This is a genomic window from Marinomonas sp. A3A (genome assembly GCF_018336955.1).
Classification (GTDB): Bacteria; Pseudomonadota; Gammaproteobacteria; order Pseudomonadales; family Marinomonadaceae; genus Marinomonas; species Marinomonas lutimaris.
In genome coordinates, this window is record NZ_CP025532.1 from 320626 (window position 1) to 341702 (window position 21077).

Genomic DNA, 21077 nt, shown 5'->3' on the forward strand with positions numbered 1-21077 from the left:
TTTTGTCAAAGTGTTCGTTAGCATAAAAAAGGCTTTCTAGTGCTCTGAAGGTGTCGATTACAAATAAATACAATTTTTTCGCATCACATTAGATAAGACCTTCTATTTTTGAATAACGGACGTCTCGTTATTCAAAATGGGGTTAAAGGATATGCTCACCTTCGCAAAAAAATTATATCTAGGTTTTTCCATTGTAATTATTCTTTTAGCCTTAGTCGGATCTACGGCCTATTTTGCGTTAAACAACGCATCGCATGGTTTTGAGGAGTATCGTTCTCTGGCGCGAGCAACTAACGCTGTTGGCAGGGTTCAAGCCAATATGCTGATGGCTCGAATGGAAGAGAAAAGCTACATTTTAACGGGCAATGAAAAAGACAAAGAGGCATTTGATGTTTATTGGGGAAAAACTCAGACATTAATCAACGACGCGTCGAGTGATCTTAATAGCCCTGAAGATATAAAAATAATCAGTGAGTTAGAAGACTCATTAAACAATTACGTTACTGGCTTTGAAAAGGTAGTCGCTTTTAAAGCACGAAGAAACGAATTGTTTAATAATATATTGAGTGTTTCAGGACCTTCCATAGAGAAAAACCTTACTCAAATACTGGTCTCTGCAAAAAATGATGGTGATATGTCCGCTGCTTACAATGCGTCATTAGCAACAAGAAGTTTGTTGCTAGCGCGTTTATATGTCATGAAGTTTTTGGAATCCAATGCCCAAGATGCGGTTGATAGAGTCGATCAGGAATTTTCGGATCTTGAAGTACAATTAAAAACACTAGAAAGTGAATTAAAAAATCCATCCCGTAAAGCATTGTTAAGTACAGTTATTCAAGATGTTACGACATATCAACAGGCCTTTTCCGAGTTGGTTTCTGTGATTGTAGCGCGTAATGCAATTATCAATGAGACGTTAAACCCTGTCGGTTCTGTTGTTACCAATATGACTGAAGATCTCAAGCTATCTATCAAGAAAGAACAAGACTTGTTAGGGCCTCAGTTAGTAGCAAGTAATACGACGGCAGTTTATGTTATTGAAGCGCTTGTGGTGATTGCCATTCTGTTAGGTGGCGCTGTGGCATGGTTGATTACTCGTGCGACAACAACGCAATTAGGTGGTGATCCTGCGTTGGTGACCAATGTAGTTCGCAGTGTCGCAGCAGGCGATTTAGAAATTCGGTTGCCAAATAATAACGAGCAAGAAGCGAGTTTATATGCGGCGATCCGAAACATGGTGAAGAGCCTAAAAGCTAAGGCGGTTTTAGCACAAAAAATAGCCGATGGAGATTTGACAGCTACTGTGGTGTTGGCTTCAGAGAAAGACAGCCTTGGGCAAGCGTTGCAAGATATGGTGAAAAACCTAAATACGATTCTTATGGATATTCAAAATGCTGGAGATCAAATTGCCGCAGGTAGTTCGCAAGTGTCCATTTTTAGCCATTCTCTTGCTGAAGGCGCGACGCAGCAGAAGGATAATTTGCAGACTATCTCTGCAGCATTAGAGCAGCTATCGGTGCAAACCAGTGAAAATGCCGAGAATGCTAGAGAAGCCAATCTGCTAGCCGAAACTGCTCAAAAAGCAGTAGTTGAAGGACAAGCTCAGATGCAAGAAATGGTCATAGCAATGAACGAAATTAAAGACGCTGGAGAAAGTATTGCTGGCTTCATCAAAACCATTGATGAGATAGCCGAGCAGACCAATTTACTGGCGCTTAATGCGGCGATTGAAGCTGCCAGAGCCGGAGAGCAAGGACGAGGCTTTGCTGTGGTTGCCGATGAAGTGCGAGGTTTGGCGTCTAGAAGCACTGGGGCTGCGGCCGAAACGGCGAAATTAATACAGCTATCATCGTCTAAGACGGCAAACGGTGTTTCTATTGCTGAAAGCACAAATAAATCGCTTCAAGCTGTGTTTGATGGTATCAATGAAACATCGGCTATTGTTGCGAAAATTGCCTCTGCCAGCGGTGAGCAAGCTTTGGCTGTGAATGAAGTGAGCCGTGCCATGGTTTCTGTTGGTGACGTTGTAGAATTAAATGCAGCGGGTTCCGTTGAAGGTGCTGCCGCAGCCGAAGAGCTAAGCGGGCAAAGCGCCGCGATGAAACAGACGATGGCGCGCTTTACACTGGCAAGTTAAGCTGACCATTATTTAGTTTTTTTGAACACCACTAAGGTCTTAGGTTTTAGTGGTGTTCTTCATGTTATGTTGGCTTGCTTCTAATCTGTTCGTGCTTAAATAAGTTGGAGGGAGATGTATGTTAGAACTAAGGCCTAATTGTGAGTGTTGCGATAAAGATTTACCCCCGTCCGCCGAAGATGCAATGATTTGCAGTTTTGAATGTACCTTTTGTCTCGATTGTGTCGATACAATGCTTCCTAATGGCCGTTGTCCAAACTGCGGTGGTAATTTTGCCCCAAGACCTATTCGTCCGGCGAATAAATTGACGAACAATCCCCCTTCTACTGAACGCGTAATTTCTGACTGTAAAGCCAAATAGCCGCGGTGACATATTGAAGACGTCATGCTATTTGTGTATTTAGCGGTTTAGAATATCGAAGTAGTGTCGATAACTATTTACAAGATATTCTTGATTACGCTCGTCTTAGTGTTATTTTATGCAAGTGATGCTTTGTCGTCTATTGAGCGTTTGATCCGCTTTACAATAATAATAAGACGAAAGGAGAAGGGCTTTGAAGGTATATAAAAACCTCATTTTTGCCATCAATTTACTCTGTTCACCTGCGTTATTGGCGGCGAATGCTTCTATTAACGAGCTTAATTCTTGCGTGGCTCTGGTGGATTTTGTTGATGCCAAATTAGATAACTTTGCTAGCCATCATGCAGTAGAAGATATGGCCGTGGTTCATAGCGGCTTGTCTGCCTATAAAGATTTTCTTCAAAATGACGTTATTACGCCAAAATTATTAAGCATGTATGGTGGAAATGAAGCGCAAGCCAAGCTAATGCAAAAGCTGTTTGATCGCCAAAGAGCGACTTTTTTTAAGCATCTTAGTGAGCGTTACACAGAGAAAAAACTCTTCACAGAATATGCCGCAGCTATTAATGATTGTACGGCAAATTCTCGGATTAGACCTGACGTTGCTAAGCCATTGCACACAGCACTTGATAAGATGATCGTCATGGCAAGACAAGTTCAGTGACTTTTATGAGTTCTAGGATAAAAAATAGCCATGGTGCGAAGAAGCATCATGGCTATTTTTTTGATCATAAGGTTTGGTATTGCTTTACCAAATCATTATTTACCGTAGCAGCGGGTTAACTCAGAAAATTGATAAAAATAGCTGTCAGCACTAATAGGTTTACAGCTGTCTTTAAAGGCGGTTTCTTTCTCGTTATAAAGCATTTTCACCAACAAGCCACCGGCTTGGTTGCGATAAACATCCCACTGAATATTGGCACTGTATGGTGATACCCAACCGCCACGCCAAGGGCTAGTTTGCAACGTATAGCCAGCGTCACGAGACACGCCAGCTTCACTGCCTTTTAGCTGCATTTGTGCGGCAAATGGAATAATCGTTTCGGCATGGGCAAAGCGTATTTTTGCCGCTTTGTTGTTTGTTCCATCTTGAACACTTTTGATCTCATTGAAAAAGTCATCTTCTAGAACAGACGCCATTTTATAGGTGATATTGGTATCAGAGAAGCTTGGGCCTTTCTCATAGAAATCTTCCCCGTCCAACACATAAGACAACCATTGAGATTCTTTAGGTGTGACGAACTGGGTGAAGTTCCATGGTTGTTCGCCTGCTTCATCAGTTAACCCTGGAGCAATTAGGTAAAGATTAAAAAGTTGGATCGCCGCTTCCACATCGTTGTAGACGGTTGGTTTTTTCTTACCAACTTTGACGAAAGACAGTTTGCCTTCGGCAAGCTGGTCAACAAAGGCTGGCGTGTAAACACGCTCTAGCATTTCTCTTGCGACTTGCTGGGTTTTCGGCTGGTCAAATAGATGATCGATGGCTGCGCGTAGTTGCGGATTTTCATCTTTATAGTCTTGATAATCTTTATTGTTGTCTTGCTTGTGGAAGTACAGCTGAGCTTTATTTTTAACGGGTTTGCTGATCAGTGGCGCTAAAGCTGGGTTAACGTTTTCTAAGCCTTGAACGAAGGCTAGACCACTGTCTCTTGCACGATCTTGCCCTGAATACTCAAAGGCGATGTTTTGCTTGTTTTGTACGGCTTGATTTAACAAGCTGGCGTTGCGCTGTGCCATACGCTCACCGATTTGAGTTTGTTCTTGATTGCCCAGCTCAGATAAGTTGCCGTAGCCCATTTTTACGTTGGCGGCCATGAGACGCTCAATTTCAGCGCCTAAGCGCTCGCCTAGAGGTGTCAGTGCGTTTTGCTCTTTGGCGGCTTGCCAAATTTTCAAGCTGATGTCGTCATATTTAGGGCTAGAAAGCGCGCGCGAACCGTGCCGAGCTACTAACTCTGTGTAAACCAGTGTGTAGCTTGCTGGAACGGTGCTGTAGTTTTTAGCGCTGTCTTGGGGAACATAAACGGATTTAGTTCCATAAACATAGGTGTCAGACGCTGTATTTGATGTGGTACCAAAGGAGCTGCAGCCAGCTAATGCTAGCATGCCGATAACTGGAATAAATGCTCTAGTATTCAAAGGAGAGTCCTTGCTAACGAGTGATTTTTGTATCAGTTATTTTAGCCGAATTATATGACGCAACGATGACGAAAAATTTCTCGTGAGCAAGTTTGTGTACTATTTTACACAAGGTATGATTATTCGTTCATACCTTGTGCCACATTTAAAATCCGCTGGGTTGATCTATTAACATAGCGGTTGTTAACAAATGTTGTTCATTTAGGTAATTGAGCAGCTCGTTATTCACATCCTGTTGAATAGTTGGCAAACCTTGATTGCCAAAAATACGATTTATTTCAATCACATAAGGTACAGATCCGACCATGGCGATATCGAACCCTGCGTGGTTGATGTCCAATGATTCTGCCAAATAAGTCACTAGGTCTTGGGCTTCTTTTGGAATCAGAGCGACTTCTACTTGGCCTCCTTGGCTGATGTTGTTGTGGAAACCGTTGTCTGACTGTAGACGCCAATAACCGCTGACAATTTTATTGCCGACCCAAATAACGCGCATGTCTCTGTCTATTGGTAAATATTCCTGCACATATAAAACATCGGTTTGAGCAACATAATCGCGCCACTGACCAATCGTTTCTATGAGAAATACACCATTTCCCATGCTGCTGCGTGGGATTTTAGCCACAAAAGGTGATGGCATTTCATCCCAAATTTTTTCCGCCTCATAAGGCGTGTTGGCGGAAATAATCGTATAAGGATGTTGTTGTGGTGCGATAGTACGAAATGTTCGCGTCATCTCGACCTTGTCGTGACCAATCATGTATGACGCAAGGCTTGGAAAAATGCGTTTCTTAAGTCCAAAAACCAAAGCGGTGAGCTGCCAATATTGTGGAAATAGCAGCCAATCGGCTTCTTTGATTTCCTCCAAATGATCGTACATGGATTCAGGCTTTATGTATTTAACCTGAGGTAAGTGGAGGGTTCTTAGGGCGTCAAACGAGATGATCTTCATTATGTATAATCAGTAGCCAAACATGCCGCGATTGTGAGGCTTGGAGGTTAAAAAAGAAACAAAAAAGAGAGCGATTTTGCATATTTTTTTAGATCCAAAAACACTCTCTTTCTAGCATCTTTATTCTGCAAATATTAGTGTTCTCTAGGCGCATATTTGAGAAATACACCAAGAGAAATCAGCAGGAACCCCGCACTGGCGACAATCGCCACCGGATAATACAAATTTCCTGCCATATCAAGTTGGCTGTATTTAATCACCATGATGAGACCTTCTAAGGCCATGCCAACACACACAGTGCCTATAAAACGCGGTAACGTACGTCTGAGCAGGACAATAACGTCATGCTCGTTATCACTGCCGTACTCTTTATTGATGACCATCGCCAGTTCAAACACGGCAATAGCAATGATGTTGGAATTGATAATTTTGATGATAACTTGGGTAAGGCTTTCGCCGTGACGATATTCATTGATGGCGCCACCAAAGCTGGCAAGCACCACGAAACCCGAAAGTGTGAAGAAAATAGTTGCGAATGTTTTGGCAAAGGTTTTTTGGATATTAATACTCATTGGAAGAAACCATCTTGTTGGAGATATTCCTAACAATAGGGCTTTGTGAGTGAATAAATAGACTGATCAATACGTTACCGCGAAGCTTCCTTGTTGATGACGGGGAAACTGCAGTCTTTACGGATTGTTCTTGCTCGCAAAAAATAATGGCCACAAAGAAGGGAGCGAAGAGAAAAAAGAAGAAAAGACGAACGATTAGACTCGCCTTTTCTTCTGATCGGTTAGAAAGTTATTCTTTGACTAACAGTGTCAGTCCTGTGTCGTCGTATAGGACTGATGCTTTAAAGCCTTCGGTGATGACTTTGTCAAAGGTTCCTTCAAATTGATCTGCTGAAATCAGCCTGATGCGATCTCCAGCAACGGGCTTGCTATGTTGCGGTTTAACGACAATATCGCCGCCAGTAATGACTGTTTTGCTGTTTACCTTTAGTTGCTCTTGCTTAGTTTGTGAAAGTGACAAGGTAAGCACACCGTCTTGCTGAGTGTAATTATTCACCGTAAGCCCAGTATTAACGAGCAACGAGCCGCCTTCTACAAGCACATTACCAGAACCAAAAGCTTTGCTTGATTGAGCTTCTAACGTGCCTTCTTTCAGAATTGTGCCACCTTCATAGGAATTATTCCCCGTTAAGGTTAGCCAGCCCGAGCCTTGCTTAGTTAATAAGCCGTTGCCACTAATATCGTTGCGCCACCAATCATGAGCATTGAAGCGGCCTTTTGATGCGTCCATGGTGACAGTCACATCGCCTAGAAACGCGCCATAACCATCGGAAGCTGTCACGTAGTCTAAGCGGCCCCAGCCATTTGATTCATCTAGTACCGGGTAACCAGAATCAATGGATGTGGTATAAAGCACCGCGCGACGTTGTTCTGCAGTCAGATAAGGTTGGCGAGTTTCTAAAATAACTTCGGCACCTTTTGGCACAATAGGCGCTTGACCAACTTTGCTCTTGTCTTGAGTAAAACCATAAGTCATGCGAAAGCGGTATAGCGCTTTGTTGTGATCATGGTCTGCCCAGCGATCATTGTTGTCCGCTTGGTGAGCCAGTTCGTAAAGCGATTGGCTGCCAGAGAGTTTAGAGAAATAGTCTGCTGAGTTCTCATAAGCTGCTTGCTTGAGTTCAGAATTTTGGCTATTGGCCAGTGCCGCTGCGGCAACGACTTGAGATTGAATACGGCCGCCGATGACATCGAAGGGGGAATGCATGCCTGCCACGATACGACTCTCACCAAGTTCAGAGCCACGAGTGACCATCTCTGCGAATCGTTCTGGGAAAGCGTATGCGTAGGCCCAGGACGCTAGGTATCCTGCGTTGGTGTGACCACTTGGGAAAGCGCCATCTTTGCGTCGGCCATCTTGGGCTTTGCGTCGTTGATATTTAAGTGAAGGAACAATAGCGACGTTGGTATCGTAAAGCTCGAATGTTTTATCACCCAGAGTTTCTGTATCTGCCACGCCATCTTTATTAGCATCCAAGGGGATGACTTGTCCTTTGTCATTCATGCGCCACGGGCGAGGTGAAGAGAATACATACTTTGATGGTGAGGTTGACGCTGAACTTTCCCGTAGCAAATGTACTAAATCAACGACTTTGCCTAGCTCAGAAGATGATAAGCCTTTTGCCTTGTCATCGTCACCGCCTTCGGAATAATCTAGGGTTGCGTTGGCGTCAAAATAAGCTGGATCGGACGATGCTCTAGTGACATCGCTAATCGTATGAAGAGATAAATTCGAATTTGCTTGAGCGCCTTTTATATAGGCATTAGCAAGCGGGCCAAAACCATCGATAACACTGAAGTTCTTATCGCGACGATCATCTAAATAAGCATCCAGCGTTTGCTGATAAGTTCGATGATTAGTCACTTTCACCACATAAGCGATGTTTTCTTGCCAAGCCGTTTTATTGAGGATTTTTTCCTGACTAAAATCCGCGGGACCTTTGCTGTTTGCGCCACCTTTTGCCCATTGTTCATCGCCTTGAGTCCATACCTGATTAAACCCAGAAAGCAGTACAAGAATCGGATTATAGGCTGGATTGTATTTATGCTCGTTGCCGTTGTTTGCAATATTGTCTACGGCGGGTAGAGGAAAGGAAACGCTTGGCTCTGGCACGTTTTGCTCATAACCCAGACCTGTTGGCATATTTGTGGGTGAAGCGCTTGTTGATTGCGTGCTTTGTTGGCTTGCACAGGCGCTAAGTAGCGCTATGGTGCTCATGGCTAAAGCCATAGGTTTTAGGACCGTGTTAACGTTTAAGTGCCTTGTTTTCATAAGCTAGAGTCTCCATTTTTCTATTTATTAATACATCTCACTTACAGGTTACATTAGGGTTATTAACGTTTTATGAGAGGAAATAACTCATCATGAGTCATCTCCTTCGAAAAGCTTAGATAGTCTCTTTCGGGGTAATCAGTTTTGCAGCTTTGGTTTTGCGAATGCGGCGAATAGAATCCACAATTAGCATGGCAAGCGCTGACCAGATCAGTACAAAGGTGGTGAATTTTTCAGGGCTGAGTGGCTCGTCGTACAGAAATACTGCTAGGAAAAACATGCCAGTTGGCCCTATATACTGGAAGAAGCCAAGCGTCACCATACTCACTCGATTCGCAGCGGCTGCGAAGCACATTAGTGGCACCATGGTAATTGGCCCTGAGGCGAATAACAGCCAATTTACAGTGCTGCTGTTTTCAAACATATTGGCACTTGGTGAGTCGCTGAGCATTAAATAGGCGAGAGCGAAAGGCAATAAAATAGCGGTCTCAATAGCCATCCCTGTGAAACTATCGACGGCTACTTTTTTACGCACTAGCCCATAAAAACCAAAAGTAATAGCGAGTGATAAAGCGACCCAAGGCAATGAGCCAAATTGAATGACCTCAAAAACAACCGCGCAGAAGCATAAAATCACCGCGGCCTTACGGACTATATCTAACTTTTCTTTGAAGAAAATCACGCCTAATAAAATACTAATGAGAGGGTTGATGTAATAACCCAAGCTAGCACTGAGCATCTTGTTATTTTGTACTGCCCAAATAAAAGTACCCCAGTTAAAAGCAATAAGCACGGTCGAAACCAGCATAGCTAATAAAGTCTTGGGCGAACTTAGTACGGTTTTTAATGCCTTGGTGTAACGCAGCAGAATAATTAACACAAGAACCAGCAGGCATGACCAAATAACACGATGTGCGAGAATTTCTTGGGCAGGGACAAACGACATTTCTTTAAAATAGATTGGCGCGATGGCCCATAAAATAAACGCCGTTAACGCGTAAAAAATGCCACTTTTGGAAGAAGTTTGCATTGAAGCCGTCCTGTTCAATGATTATTTTTTTAGGAAATAGAGTGTATATCAATACTGGTTAAATGGTCAGATTTTTGTTTGGGCCTTTGCTCGCAATATACTACAAAGCAATTTAGTACAAAGGCCTCACTAGGTTTTATATTTGAAATAGACTCTTTTATTAGTGTGAACGCCGAACTCATTGCCTAAGCAGGATGATGGGTTTAAAGTTAGACAGTAATTTTTTACATTAATCGAACTTCGGGGCGGGGCGAAATTCCCCACCGGCGGTAATTTGCTTGGTTGAATAATCCAGTAAACAGCCCGCGAGCGCCTTGTTTCTTACTTAAGAAAAGCATCTTAAGAAATGCCTTTTAAGGAGCAAGGGTCAGCAGATCTGGTGAGACTCCAGAGCCGACGGTCATAGTCCGGATGATAGAAGATCGACCAAGCCTTTGTTGCGCCTGTTTTTCAGGGGCTTCTGAGCTGTGCTTTTTTGCGTACAGATCTTGGTAGTATTTGTTCTCATCACCCCTGTACATCTTGATATTTGGAGAAACCAAAGATGGCAGGCACTTTCTTTATCATGATCGCGTGTTTCACGTGGGCACTTGATACCTTAATTCGTTACCCCTTGCTGGGTGCGGGTTATTCCACTCTGCAAATTGTTTTAATCGAACACCTTACCTTAGTGCTGTTTGTCAGTCCTATGCTATGGCGCTACCGCCATGTTTATCGTCATATGTCGATAGGCGGCTTTTCGTGCTTGTTTTTTATTGGCGGCATTGGTTCTGCAATGGGTACCTTGGCGTTTACCGAAGCCTTTCATTACTTGAATCCAACTGTGGTGATCTTGCTGCAAAAATTACAGCCAATCGTGGCAATTTTGTTGGCTTATTGGTTGCTAAAAGAACGCATTGAAGGGCACTTTGTGCAATGGGCAGCGGTCATCTTATTAGGCAGCTTCGTGATGATGTGGCCAGACTTACGTCAACTGGGTGACGCACAATGGCATTATTCAAGCGACACCACGAGCATTTTAAAAGGTTATGGTTACACGCTCATTGCGGTCATCGCATGGGGGGCGGCAACGGTCTGTGGCAAGTATTTGTCTTATCAACACATGCCAGCCAACGCGATCATGTCAGGCCGTTTTGTGGCTGGATTATTGGTGTTATTACCAATGGCGTTATCACAGTCTGATACCTTGGTCGCGATGAAATCGATTGATCTTAGTCTTGCCGTTGCCATGGCGTTGCTCAGTGGTTTTATCGGCATGTGGTTCTATTACCAAGGGCTGAAAACGGTTCCCGCGCAACTTGCTACCTTGGCTGAACTGTCTTTCCCTGTATTCGCCGCTGCCATCAACTGGCTTTTCCTTGATATGGGCTTAACGGCTTATCAAATCATCGGCGGCTTGATGTTAATTCTTGGCAACATCGGCTTGCGCATGAAAGAACTGAGAAAAGCGGAACTAGCGACAGCGGTTTAGTAGTTTTTATTACTTATTTTTAAATGGTCTGGGAGATTATCTGTCAGACCATTTGTCATGTCCTTTTTGACCCTACGGTCTGCCCTCGTTTCGATTAAGTTGCGATTTTATAGTGCTTCTATCAAATTTAATGGTGGAACGTATTATGACGTTTAAAGACAGTGTATTGGCTCTGGTTATTATCCTCGCTTGGGGATTAAACTTTGTGGTGATTTCTTTTGGCCTTGGTGAAGTGCCTCCGTTGTTGTTGGGTGGATTGCGGTTTTTAGCTGTGGCGTTTGTGGGATGTTTGTTGGTGAAGCGGCCAAATATTCCGCTGAAGTGGTGGTGCATTTATGCGCTACCAATGGGGTTTATGCAGTTCGCCTTTTTGTTTATGGCGATGGCGAATGGTATGCCCGCTGGGTTGGCGTCTTTGGTATTGCAGTCTCAGGCGTTGTTTACCATGGTATTTGCGTTGGTGTTTCTGAAAGAAGGTGTGCGTTTTCATCAAGTGTTGGCAATTTCGTTAGCCGGTAGCGGTTTGCTGATGATTGCGCTGGTGTCTGGCGTAGGCGATATGACGTTATTTGGTTTTGTCCTGACTTTGTTTGCCGCCGCCAGTTGGGCGATGGGCAATATTAGCGCTCGTACAATGAGCCAGAAAGGTTTTTCGGTAAATGTGAACCTGGTTATTTGGAGTGCTTGGGTTCCGCCCTTGCCTTTTTTTGTCTGCTCTTGGTTTATGGAAGGGCCTGAGTTGATGCAATCGGCTTTACTTAGTATGAGTTGGGTGTCTATTGGCGCTTTGGTTTATCTTGCTTTGGTAGCGACTATTTTAGGCTACTCTTTATGGGGATATTTAATGAGCCGTTATCCTGCCAGTCAGGTTGCGCCTTTGACCTTGGGTGTGCCTGTCGTGGGTTTGAGTTTTGCGTCGATAATATTGGATGAAAGTCTATTACCACTACAATGGATCGGTGTTTGTTTTGTATTGGTTGGTTTGTTGGTTAATACCTTTGGTACTCGGTTCTTTTATCAGTTAAAAACAATCTTTAAAGAGGCATAAAGCGTGTCCGCGATAGCTAAGATTCATGTCTATTTTATTATGCTACCAAATAGCGTTTTGTTGGATACGATTGGCCCAGCGGAAGCCTTTCAATATGCAAATCGTTTTGTTTCAGGAGTTGAGTTTGAGGGGCAGAGGCAATTTGAATTGCATTTTGTTGGCCCCGAAACAAAGGTTGAAAATACCTTGGGTTTGACTATTCAAGTGGCGTCATTACCCGATGTTATAGAGGCTAATAGCTGGGTTGTAAGTACCGGTTTGGCGGGTGAATTCATTGATTTGGATTCGTCTTGCATGGAAGCAACTGTGAACTGGTTAGGTCAGCAGAAACATTGTATTGGCCGCTATATTAGTATTTGTGCGGGGACTTTATTGTTTGCTAAGGCTGGTCTTTTAGACGGACGAGTCTGTACGACTCACCATATGCATATAGACGAACTGCAAGAGGCAGCGCCTAGCGCTAAGGTGCTTGCTAATCGATTGTTTACTGTAGATGGTGATTTTTATAGCAGTGCTGGTGTGACGGCAGGTATTGATTTAGCTCTGTATCTAATACAACAGGAATTTGGCTTTAATTGTGCGAGTCAGGTAGCGCGTCATATGGTGCTGTTTTCTCGTCGTGGCCCCAATGATCCGAGTCAATCTCCGTGGTTAGAAAACCGCAATCACTTCCATCAAAGTGTACATCGTGTGCAAGATGCTATTCAGGTTGATCCTGTTCGTGATTGGTCATTGGAATGTTTAGCTGAGGTCGCCCAATGTAGCCCGCGACACCTTGTGCGCTTGTTTAAAGAAAGCGCGGGAGTGACGACACGAGAATATATTCATAAACTGCGCCTTGCTTTAGCAATGCAACTTTTACAAAGTTCTTCTCTGCCTATAGAAAATGTCGCAGAACGTTGCGGCTTCGACGATCCAAGGCAGTTTCGTCGACTTTGGGCGAGACATCACTCACTTCCTCCTTCTCACTATCGAGAAAAGCAATAATCATTTTTCCCTATCTATTAGAAATACCTGCCCATCTTTGGTGCTTTTTGCTTTAGAATAGCGCCCATAAATTGTCCACTAGGTCAGCTTTTTGTATCTCTTCATGTGCATATGGCTTGATTAATATTGTTAAAAGGAAAATCAATGTCCAGCTCTTCCTCTACTTCTAATAACTTCTCAATCACTGAGCCTAAAACCCAGTGGCTGGAAGTCATTTTACTTTGGATCGCGGGTATTTCTGCGGCGATGCAGTTTGCCAAGTTCTCTGTTTCGTTTGATGGTTTGCTTGAGCATTATCAAATGGGTGCGACGTCAACAGGAGCGGCGCTTTCCGCAGTGGGGATTGCTGGTTTGGTGTTTGGTGTGTCGGCGGGCATGATTGCCAGTCGAGTTGGCTATTTGAAGGTATTGGTGGGCGCTTTACTGCTAGGCGGTTGCTTGTCTTTGATTCAATCCACTCTGCCGCCTTTTAATCTGTTATTTGTGACACGCATGTTGGAAGGCTTTTCTCAGTTAGGTGTGGTTGTCGCGGCACCAACTTTGATTGCCAAGTTAAGTGCGCCACAACACAAGTCTTTGACCATGGGGATTTGGGGCACCTTCTTTGGCGTTGCTTTTGCGTTATGTGGCTGGGCTGGGAAGAATATTTTAGATCAATATGGTTTGCAGACTTTATTTTTAAGCCATGGCGTTTTTATCACCACAATCGGTGTGGTGTTGTTCTTCAAGCTAAGAAAAAATCCGGTTTTGGATTTGGTACCAGTGACAGAAATGCAGGATGGCTTCTTGAGACAGATGATAAAAATTTATCGTAATCCTCGCGCTTTATTGCCTAGTTGTGTGTTCTTGTTTTATACCTGCACACTTGTGTCTGTGTTGACCTACGTGCCTGGTTTGATTGGCGATTCGACACTACAGAAGTTGATGATGGTTGTGTTGCCACTCATTAGTACTAGCGGTACTTTTTTGGCGGGCGCCATTGCGCAATATCTGATGCGTCCGCAAAGAGTCGCATTGATGGCGTATTTTGGCGTTGCCAGCAGTGCGGTAGTTTTGTCATTAATCAGTGGCTCGGCTGAACTCTTCTGTGTTGTGGTTGGTGTGATGGTGTTGTTTCTAGGAATGGTACCTGGCTCTGCGTTGGCGATGATTCCAACACTTGCTCGTAACCCAAGTGAACAAGCGCAAGGTTATGGCTTACTTGCTCAGTTTGGTAATATTGGTGCGACGGTTGGGCCACCGACGTTCGCAACGGCAATCGCGATTTATGGTCTTTCTGGCTTGGTCATATTAATTTTGTGTATTTGCTGTTTTGGTGTGTTATTTAGCCTTTGGGCTGGTCGTATTAAAGCCGTTTTATAAGCCGCGATTTTTCTGTTTTCCGCGTTTGAGTCTGTCAGACGCGGCTTCATTTTCTGCTCTTAGTGGATTATTGAAAAAATAATCCTTCTTGCTGTAATAATTCCAGTCTGTATTCTGTCTAAATACCATTAACGAATTGATTAATTGTATTTTCCCCGAGTCGCAAGGCTCTTTCGGAGTTCTACTAATGAAAAAAATTGGATTGCTGGTACTCATTGCAGCATTGGCGGCGGGCTTTTTCTATTTCGATTTACACCAGCTATTAACGCTAGAAGGCTTGAAGTCTGGCCTTACGCAGTTTGATGCTTGGCGTGATGAGAGTCCGTTATTGGTTGGTGGTGCGTTTTTGCTGTTGTACGTTGTCGTTACCGCTTTGTCTTTGCCTGGTGCGGCGATCATGACATTGGCGGCTGGTGCTTTGTTTGGTTTGGCTTGGGGCACGCTGATCGTGTCTTTTGCCAGTTCCATTGGTGCAACACTGGCGTTTCTGGTTTCTCGCTATCTACTTCAAGACACAGTGCAAAAACGCTTTGGTGATCGTTTAAAAGCCTTTAACGAAGGCATTGCGAGAGACGGCGCCTTTTATTTATTCACCCTTCGTCTTGTGCCTATCTTCCCTTTTTTCTTGATTAACTTGCTGATGGGTTTGACGACCATCCGTGCTTTTACTTTTTACTGGGTCAGCCAAGTGGGTATGTTCGCGGGCACCTTGGTGTACGTTAACGCAGGGACTCAATTGGGTCAGTTAGAGAGTTTGTCGGGCATTTTATCGCCTTCGTTATTATTGTCTTTTGTCTTGTTGGGAGTGTTTCCTCTTATCGCGAAAAAAATAGTCGATGTAGTGAAAGCGCGTCGCGTTTATGCTGGATTTACCAAGCCAAAATCCTTTGATCGAAATTTGATTGTTATTGGTGCTGGGGCTGGTGGCTTAGTGAGTGCTTACATTGCAGCCACAGTGAAAGCCAAAGTGACCTTGATTGAAGCTAACAAAATGGGAGGTGATTGCTTAAATTACGGCTGTATTCCGAGTAAGGCATTGATCAAAAGTGCGAAAGTCGCACATCAAATGCGCCATGCTGAAAACTATGGTTTGAACAGCAGCGAGCCGACGTTTTCGTTCAAAAAAGTCATGCAGCGAATCCACGATGTGATTGCGACAATTGAGCCTCACGATAGCGTTGAGCGTTACAGCAAAATGGGTGTCGATGTGGTGCAGGGTTACGCCAAGTTGATTGACCCTTGGACGGTAGAAATTCAACGACATGAAGGCGACACGCAACGTTTGACGGCGCGCAGTATTGTGTTGGCAACCGGCGCTCGCCCTTTTGTGCCGAATCTGCCAGGTTTAGACGAGGTGGGTTATTACACCAGCGATACCATGTGGGACGCCTTTGCTAAGTTCGATGAGCCGCCGAAGCGCCTTGTGGTTTTAGGTGGTGGCCCGATTGGTTGTGAATTAGCGCAGAGCTTTGCTCGTTTAGGGTCCAAGGTTACACAAGTGGAACGCTCGGCTCGTATTATGGGCCGAGAAGACGAAGAAGTGTCCAAGCTGGCACAAGAAAGCTTAATTCAAGATGGCGTAATCATGCTGACTTCTCACAGTGCCGTACGTTGTGAAAAAGAAGGCGAGGTGAAGCGTTTGATCGTTGAGCATGATGGACAAGAATCGATCATTGAGTTTGATGCGCTCATCTGTGCAGTTGGCCGCGAAGCGCGTCTGGAAGGTTATGGCTTGGAGAACCTTGGCATTGAGACTAAAGGTACCATCGTCACTAACGATTATCTGGAAACGCTCTATCCCAATATTTTTGCCGCGGGCGATGTGGCAGGCCCTTATCAGTTTACTCACGTTGCGGCTCACCAAGCTTGGTACGCGGCGGTAAATGCTTTGTTCGGATCTCTGAAAAAATTCCGTGTCGATTATCGAGTGATTCCTTGGACGACGTTTGTTGATCCTGAAGTGGCGCGAGTGGGCTTGAGTGAACAAGACGCCAAAGACCAAGGCATTGCTTATGAAATGGTGCGTTACGAATTGGATGACTTGGATCGCGCCATTGCCGATAGTGCGGCAAAAGGCTTTGTCAAAGTGCTGACGGTGCCGGGCAAAGATAAGATCTTGGGCGTGACCATTGTTGGCGAACACGCTGGGGATTTGTTGGCAGAATTTGTACTGGCGATGAAGCATGGTCTTGGTCTGAATAAAGTCCTCGGCACGATTCATACTTATCCAACATGGGCGGAAGCCAACAAATACGCCGCAGGTGAATGGAAGCGTGCTCACGCGCCACAGCGTATTTTGAATTGGCTGGAAAAATACCACACTTGGCGACGAGGTTAATTCGATGAAAACGCTTCGTTTATTGGTTTTGACTTTGCTGAGTCTCATCCTCACTGGCTTGTTCAGCGCTCAGGTAAGCGCGGCAAACGCATTTGATCATAGTCAATGGGGTGCATTGCTAAAACAGCATGTGTTGCCGCTCAATGGCGGTCAGGCAAGCCAAGTGGATTATCAAGGCTTTGCCGATGATAAGGCGCAACTGGATCGCTACTTAGCGGATTTGTCTCAAGTAGCGACCCCTGAGTTTGATGATTGGTCTAAAGACGAGCAATTGGCGTTTTTGATCAACGCGTACAATGCCTGGACGGTGGATTTGATTCTTACCCAGTGGCCGGATTTGGATTCGATTAAAGATCTCGGCAGCTTTTTTAGTTCGCCGTGGAGTCAGTCTTTTATTCCGCTATTGGGTGAAACTCGATCTTTGGATGATATCGAACATACCTTGATTCGTGGTTCAGATCGTTATCAAGACCCACGCATTCATTTCGCGGTGAATTGTGCGAGTATCGGTTGTCCTGCGCTTCGTAATGAAGCTTATACGGGCAAGCGTTTAGATGCTCAGCTAGACGAACAAACGCGACTTTTCTTGCAAGATCGCAGTCGGAATCGAATAGATAATGGCAAGCTAGCGTTGTCGTCGATTTTCAAATGGTATCGAGAAGACTTCGAAAAAGGCTGGAAGGGCTATTCATCGTTGGAACAGTTTTTAGTCGATCACGCAGTGGATTTGTCTTTAAACCCTGAAGAGGTTCAGAAGCTTAAAGACAAGGATATGACCCCCCGTTTTCTAGATTACGATTGGTCGTTGAATCGTACTTTATAAATCGCTTCCCGTGCTGTTAGAAAAGCCTTTCATCATTTCCCAGAATGCGTTCGCTTGCGAACTCTGGGTTTGATGGCGTAAGCGAATCATAAAAATGGGCAGCTGATTCTGTGAGGTAAAATTCTCCACTTCAATCGGCACCAGTTGTCCGTTACTCAATTCTGCCTGAATGCAATGCTTCGGCATGCGTGCCCAACCAAGTCCGTGCACCAACAAGGTTTTCTTCGCTTGAAAATCGTTTACGTACCAGCGTTTGCCTGTTGGTAAAACGTACCTATGGCCATTTTCTGAGACATTGGCCGTGGTGTCGTTGACCAAAATTTGGGGAATGGCGTACAAGGATTGTTGCTTGATCTTGGTGTCGCTGGCGTTAAGCGTAGCAAGTAATTCTGGGCTGATCACAGCCATCATGGTGATTTTATTCAGTTCGATAAAGGCGTGTCTGTCATCGAGCCCGTATCGTGGGCCAATGGCGATTTCACATTTGTTCTTGGCGAGCTTTTCTTGCACGCCATAAAGGTGATCTGTGGTGATGTCTAAGGCGATATTAGCGTGATGGTGCTGAAAGGCTTTAATGCGTGACATGCAGTTATCGTCTAACGCCATTTGACTTAAACAGAGCTGCAGTGGCGCTTCTGTGCCTTGGGCGAGGTCATTGCCTAAATTTTCCAGCTGCAGAGCCTGAGACATGAGTTTTTGGCTTTGCAGGAAAAAGGCATGGCCTTCAGGTGTTAGTGTCGGCCGATAGCTGTTACGGTCGAACAACAAAAAACCAAATTGTTCTTCTAATGCTTTTACGGCCGCGCTAATGCCTGGTTGAGTTTTGTGAATGGCGTCTGCGGCGGATCGAAAACTGCCCGTTTCGACCACGGCAATAAAGGCTCTTAATTGATCCAGTTTCATGATGGTCTCAAGATGATTATTAATTGGGATCGTTTTGATAATAAAACGAGATTATTTATTGTTCATTATTTGCCGTATTATTGCACGCATAAAACGAGTTATGTCGTGAGATATTTGAAGGAGTGGAACGTGGACATTACGGTTATTGTGTTATTTCTAGCGGGTTTAATTACCGGCTTTTCTAAGTTTTCTGTTGGCGGCATGGGATTATTGGTCCTGCCCATTGTGATGATTGCTGTCCCAGGGCCTGAGGCGTTAGCCATTTTATTACCTCTGTATATTATTACCGATATTATGGCGGTGTTTAGCTATAGGTCTAAAATCGCTTGGTCTGTTTTAGCGCGCTTTTTGCCTTTGGCTTTTCTCGGGGTGTTTGTCGCCAGCCATTTCCTCGCAAACATTAACGCGGAGCAGTTTGTGAGCTTTCTAGGTGTGATGATTATTGCCATGATTGCGCTGGGCCTTTATCTAGATTACCGCCCAACGTCTTTTATGCAGAAGCCGCTGGCGGCTTATTCCATGGGGTTTATTGGTGGCATTGTGACCATGATGGCCAACGCTGCAGGGCCGATATTTAGCCTGTTCCTATTGGAACAAAAGCTCGATAAAGAAACTTATGTCAGCACCCGCGCGTGGGCATTTTTCATTATTAACGTGGTAAAACTGCCATTTTATATCAGCCTTGGCTTGCTTTCAGTCGAGAGCACAAAAACCAGCTTATACGCGGTGCCTGGATTGGTTATAGGTTCTTTCATCGGCTACTACGTATTAAAAAAAGTGAACCCAATCCAATTCAAATGGTTAATTCGTATTATGTCGACGGTCGCAGCCTTGAAGCTGTTTCTGTTTTCATAGTGTTATTTGCCTAGTTTAGATAGCATCTCAGGTTTCATAAATTTGTGAATGATGACCATAAATAGGATGGACGGCACAAGAAGAATTAATGCGGTGATTGAGGCTATCTGATAGTTCCCTTCCATACTGGCGGTGTACAGCAAGAGTGGCAATGTGCTGATATTCGGCGAACCAACAAAGAAAGTCCCGGTAAATTCGTCTAATGACTCTAAGAAGACAAAAATACAGCTGGCGATTAACCCCGGTGCTGCTTGTGGTAATACGATATGAAAGAAGGTGTAGAAAGGCCCTGCCCCCAAATTCCGTGACGCACGCTCTAGCATTGGGTCAGTTGATGAAAATGCTGCGACACTGATCCAGATAGAAAACATCAAACCATGAACGCTATGAACTATGATCACACCAGGTAAGGTACCGTTTAAGCCAAATTCATAAAACAGCCGAGCGATGTTCATGTACACGGTTAGATTTGGAAATGCTTGAGGAATTAAAAACAGTAACATCCAAAAAATACGTAATGGCATACTGCGTTTGGAGAGAGCATAGCCCGCCGGAATTGAGACGATCATACAAACCACCACGGTTAATACCGCAATCAGTAAGCTGGTAAATAATGAACCAGACACATCGCTATAAGGGTTAAACACTTGCTGCCAATATTTGAATCCCCATTGGCTGGGGAGCGCATGCGGAAAGTACCAACTCTCCGTTACGGTCCAAATCAGTAAGTTCATGATTGGGCCAAATAACGCCAGTGCGAGCAATAAGATAAAGGCACATTGTAGCCAGAAGCTGAATCGCATAGTGCGAATGTTGAGCTTGTCTAGTAAGGCTTTAGTTTGTGGATAGATCATCAGTTAGCCCCTTTTTCTTTGAGATTTTGGCGCAGATAAAACCAAGCCAAGCCAGCGCAAATACAGTACGACACCAAGCCTAGCGCGTTCGCCACGTGATAATCGCCGTAAGAGTTGATACGGAACGCCATATCCGCTGTCATCATAGTAGGCGAGCCTGTGCCTATCATCAGTGGAACGGATAATACCGACATCATGGTGACAATGGATAAAACCATGGCGACACCCAGCGTCGGAATAATTTGTGGCAAGATGATTTGAAATAAAATGCGAAAACGCGAAGCGCCTAAATTGCGAGCGGCACGAATTTGAGAGTCGTCCAGGGCGGCCATGGCGCCAGAGATTAATAAGGTTGAAAAGGCCAATTGCTTCCAGACAAAGGTAATAATAATGCCGCTCCAGCCAAGGAAAGACACAGTATCCATGGGCGTTAGTAAGCCAGAAGCGACAAAGGCATTGTTCATTAAGCCATTTTTCGCCAAAAAGGTGCGCATCATTTGCGCGGTGACGATAAAGGGAATGAATAAAGGCAAACGATAAAGAAAGCCCAGTATCTTCGTCAAAGAACGAAATGGCGATAAGGTAATTAACGCGGCAATGGTAATGGATAATACCGCCAAAATGGCGACCGAAATCAACACAATGATGATGGTAAAAAGGATGTCATTTGAGTAAAGCTCAAAGGCTTTGCTTAAATGGCTGAGCGTAAAACCGCCATCATCTAATGTCATGGCTGAATAGAGCGAAAAGCACAATGGGTATAAGAAAAAGATACCGACCATGAGCGCGGCTGGGGCGATTAACCAAAGAGGATTCTTTAGTAGATTGCGTGATGTTGTTTGACGCATGTTTATTTCCAATGAGCAATACAAGAGAAAATGGCCCTGAGCCGCTTAATATAGGGAATGCGTGCTCAGGGCTTAGGTTGAACGAGTACTTCGCTCAGTGATTTAGTTCACTATCCAGTTCACTG

The 21077-nt window shown here is 44.4% G+C and carries 18 protein-coding genes and 1 riboswitch; of the genes, 10 read left to right on the plus strand and 8 right to left on the minus strand.

Going from position 1 to position 21077, the window contains the following annotated elements; all coding sequences use genetic code 11:
• The first annotated feature begins 151 nt into the window (after positions 1-151).
• From CYL31_RS01410 to CYL31_RS01420, 3 genes are all read left to right on the plus strand, one after another.
• Positions 152-2137 carry a HAMP domain-containing methyl-accepting chemotaxis protein gene (locus tag CYL31_RS01410; protein WP_212917226.1) on the plus strand — a complete coding sequence of 662 codons (1986 nt, stop codon included), beginning with the start codon at positions 152-154 and terminating at the stop codon, positions 2135-2137.
• Between the two features lie 118 nt (positions 2138-2255).
• The gene (locus tag CYL31_RS01415; protein WP_212917227.1) at positions 2256-2498 is read left to right on the plus strand and encodes a DUF1272 domain-containing protein; all 243 of its coding nucleotides are present in this window, start codon (positions 2256-2258) and stop codon (positions 2496-2498) included.
• Between the two features lie 193 nt (positions 2499-2691).
• Complete coding sequence (locus CYL31_RS01420; RefSeq protein WP_212917228.1) at positions 2692-3162, plus strand: hypothetical protein; 471 nt, start codon at positions 2692-2694, stop codon at positions 3160-3162.
• 95 nt (positions 3163-3257) lie between these two features.
• On the opposite strand, the gene CYL31_RS01425 is transcribed toward CYL31_RS01420, so the two are convergent.
• The 5 genes from CYL31_RS01425 to rarD all read right to left on the minus strand — a co-directional run bounded on the left by CYL31_RS01425 (position 3258) and on the right by rarD (position 9463).
• On the minus strand, positions 3258-4637 hold the full coding sequence (locus CYL31_RS01425; protein ID WP_249411657.1) for a histidine-type phosphatase: 1380 nt from the start codon (positions 4635-4637) through the stop codon (positions 3258-3260).
• Positions 4638-4782: 145 nt separating this feature from the next.
• Positions 4783-5589 (minus strand): ATP-grasp domain-containing protein, encoded by an 807-nt coding sequence (locus CYL31_RS01430; protein ID WP_212917229.1) that lies wholly within the window; start codon positions 5587-5589, stop codon positions 4783-4785.
• 134 nt (positions 5590-5723) lie between these two features.
• Positions 5724-6161: a hypothetical protein gene (locus CYL31_RS01435; protein WP_212917230.1), complete on the minus strand. Its 438-nt coding sequence runs from the start codon at positions 6159-6161 to the stop codon at positions 5724-5726.
• Between the two features lie 229 nt (positions 6162-6390).
• The gene (locus CYL31_RS01440) at positions 6391-8379 is read right to left on the minus strand and encodes a phosphatase PAP2 family protein (protein ID WP_212917231.1); all 1989 of its coding nucleotides are present in this window, start codon (positions 8377-8379) and stop codon (positions 6391-6393) included.
• Between the two features lie 169 nt (positions 8380-8548).
• Positions 8549-9463 carry an EamA family transporter RarD gene (gene rarD / locus CYL31_RS01445; protein WP_212917232.1) on the minus strand — a complete coding sequence of 305 codons (915 nt, stop codon included), beginning with the start codon at positions 9461-9463 and terminating at the stop codon, positions 8549-8551.
• A gap of 232 nt (positions 9464-9695) precedes the next feature.
• Positions 9696-9890: riboswitch (FMN riboswitch) on the plus strand.
• A 117-nt stretch (positions 9891-10007) separates the two neighbouring features.
• Between rarD and CYL31_RS01450 the strand changes: the two genes are divergently transcribed.
• The 6 genes from CYL31_RS01450 (at position 10008) to CYL31_RS01475 (ending at position 17492) form a co-directional block, all read left to right on the plus strand.
• Entirely contained in the window at positions 10008-10934 is a 927-nt protein-coding gene (locus CYL31_RS01450; RefSeq protein WP_212917233.1) for a DMT family transporter, read from the plus strand.
• Between the two features lie 145 nt (positions 10935-11079).
• The gene (locus tag CYL31_RS01455) at positions 11080-11982 is read left to right on the plus strand and encodes an EamA family transporter (RefSeq protein WP_212917234.1); all 903 of its coding nucleotides are present in this window, start codon (positions 11080-11082) and stop codon (positions 11980-11982) included.
• 3 nt (positions 11983-11985) lie between these two features.
• Complete coding sequence (locus tag CYL31_RS01460) at positions 11986-12969, plus strand: GlxA family transcriptional regulator (RefSeq protein ID WP_212917235.1); 984 nt, start codon at positions 11986-11988, stop codon at positions 12967-12969.
• A gap of 144 nt (positions 12970-13113) precedes the next feature.
• Positions 13114-14331: an MFS transporter gene (locus CYL31_RS01465; RefSeq protein ID WP_212917236.1), complete on the plus strand. Its 1218-nt coding sequence runs from the start codon at positions 13114-13116 to the stop codon at positions 14329-14331.
• A 187-nt stretch (positions 14332-14518) separates the two neighbouring features.
• A complete protein-coding gene (locus CYL31_RS01470) occupies positions 14519-16669 on the plus strand; it encodes a dihydrolipoyl dehydrogenase family protein (protein ID WP_212917237.1) in 2151 nt (716 codons plus the stop codon).
• Positions 16670-16673: 4 nt separating this feature from the next.
• A complete protein-coding gene (locus tag CYL31_RS01475) occupies positions 16674-17492 on the plus strand; it encodes a DUF547 domain-containing protein (protein ID WP_212917238.1) in 819 nt (272 codons plus the stop codon).
• Here CYL31_RS01475 and CYL31_RS01480 read toward each other — a convergent pair.
• Complete coding sequence (locus tag CYL31_RS01480) at positions 17487-18395, minus strand: LysR family transcriptional regulator (protein ID WP_212917239.1); 909 nt, start codon at positions 18393-18395, stop codon at positions 17487-17489. The two genes, CYL31_RS01475 and CYL31_RS01480, sit on opposite strands and share 6 nt — an antisense overlap.
• Before the next feature lie 129 nt (positions 18396-18524).
• Here CYL31_RS01480 and CYL31_RS01485 point away from each other — a divergent pair, with 129 nt between their 5' ends.
• On the plus strand, positions 18525-19250 hold the full coding sequence (locus tag CYL31_RS01485) for a sulfite exporter TauE/SafE family protein (protein WP_212917240.1): 726 nt from the start codon (positions 18525-18527) through the stop codon (positions 19248-19250).
• 2 nt (positions 19251-19252) lie between these two features.
• Here the strand turns inward: CYL31_RS01485 and CYL31_RS01490 are convergent, their stop codons facing one another.
• Both CYL31_RS01490 and CYL31_RS01495 read right to left on the minus strand, forming a co-directional pair.
• Positions 19253-20104 (minus strand): ABC transporter permease, encoded by an 852-nt coding sequence (locus tag CYL31_RS01490; protein WP_212917241.1) that lies wholly within the window; start codon positions 20102-20104, stop codon positions 19253-19255.
• Positions 20104-20952, minus strand: coding sequence for an ABC transporter permease (locus CYL31_RS01495; RefSeq protein ID WP_212917242.1), 849 nt, complete (start codon positions 20950-20952; stop codon positions 20104-20106). Before CYL31_RS01495 ends, CYL31_RS01490 begins: the two co-directional genes overlap by 1 nt.
• Between the last annotated feature and the right edge of the window lie 125 nt (positions 20953-21077).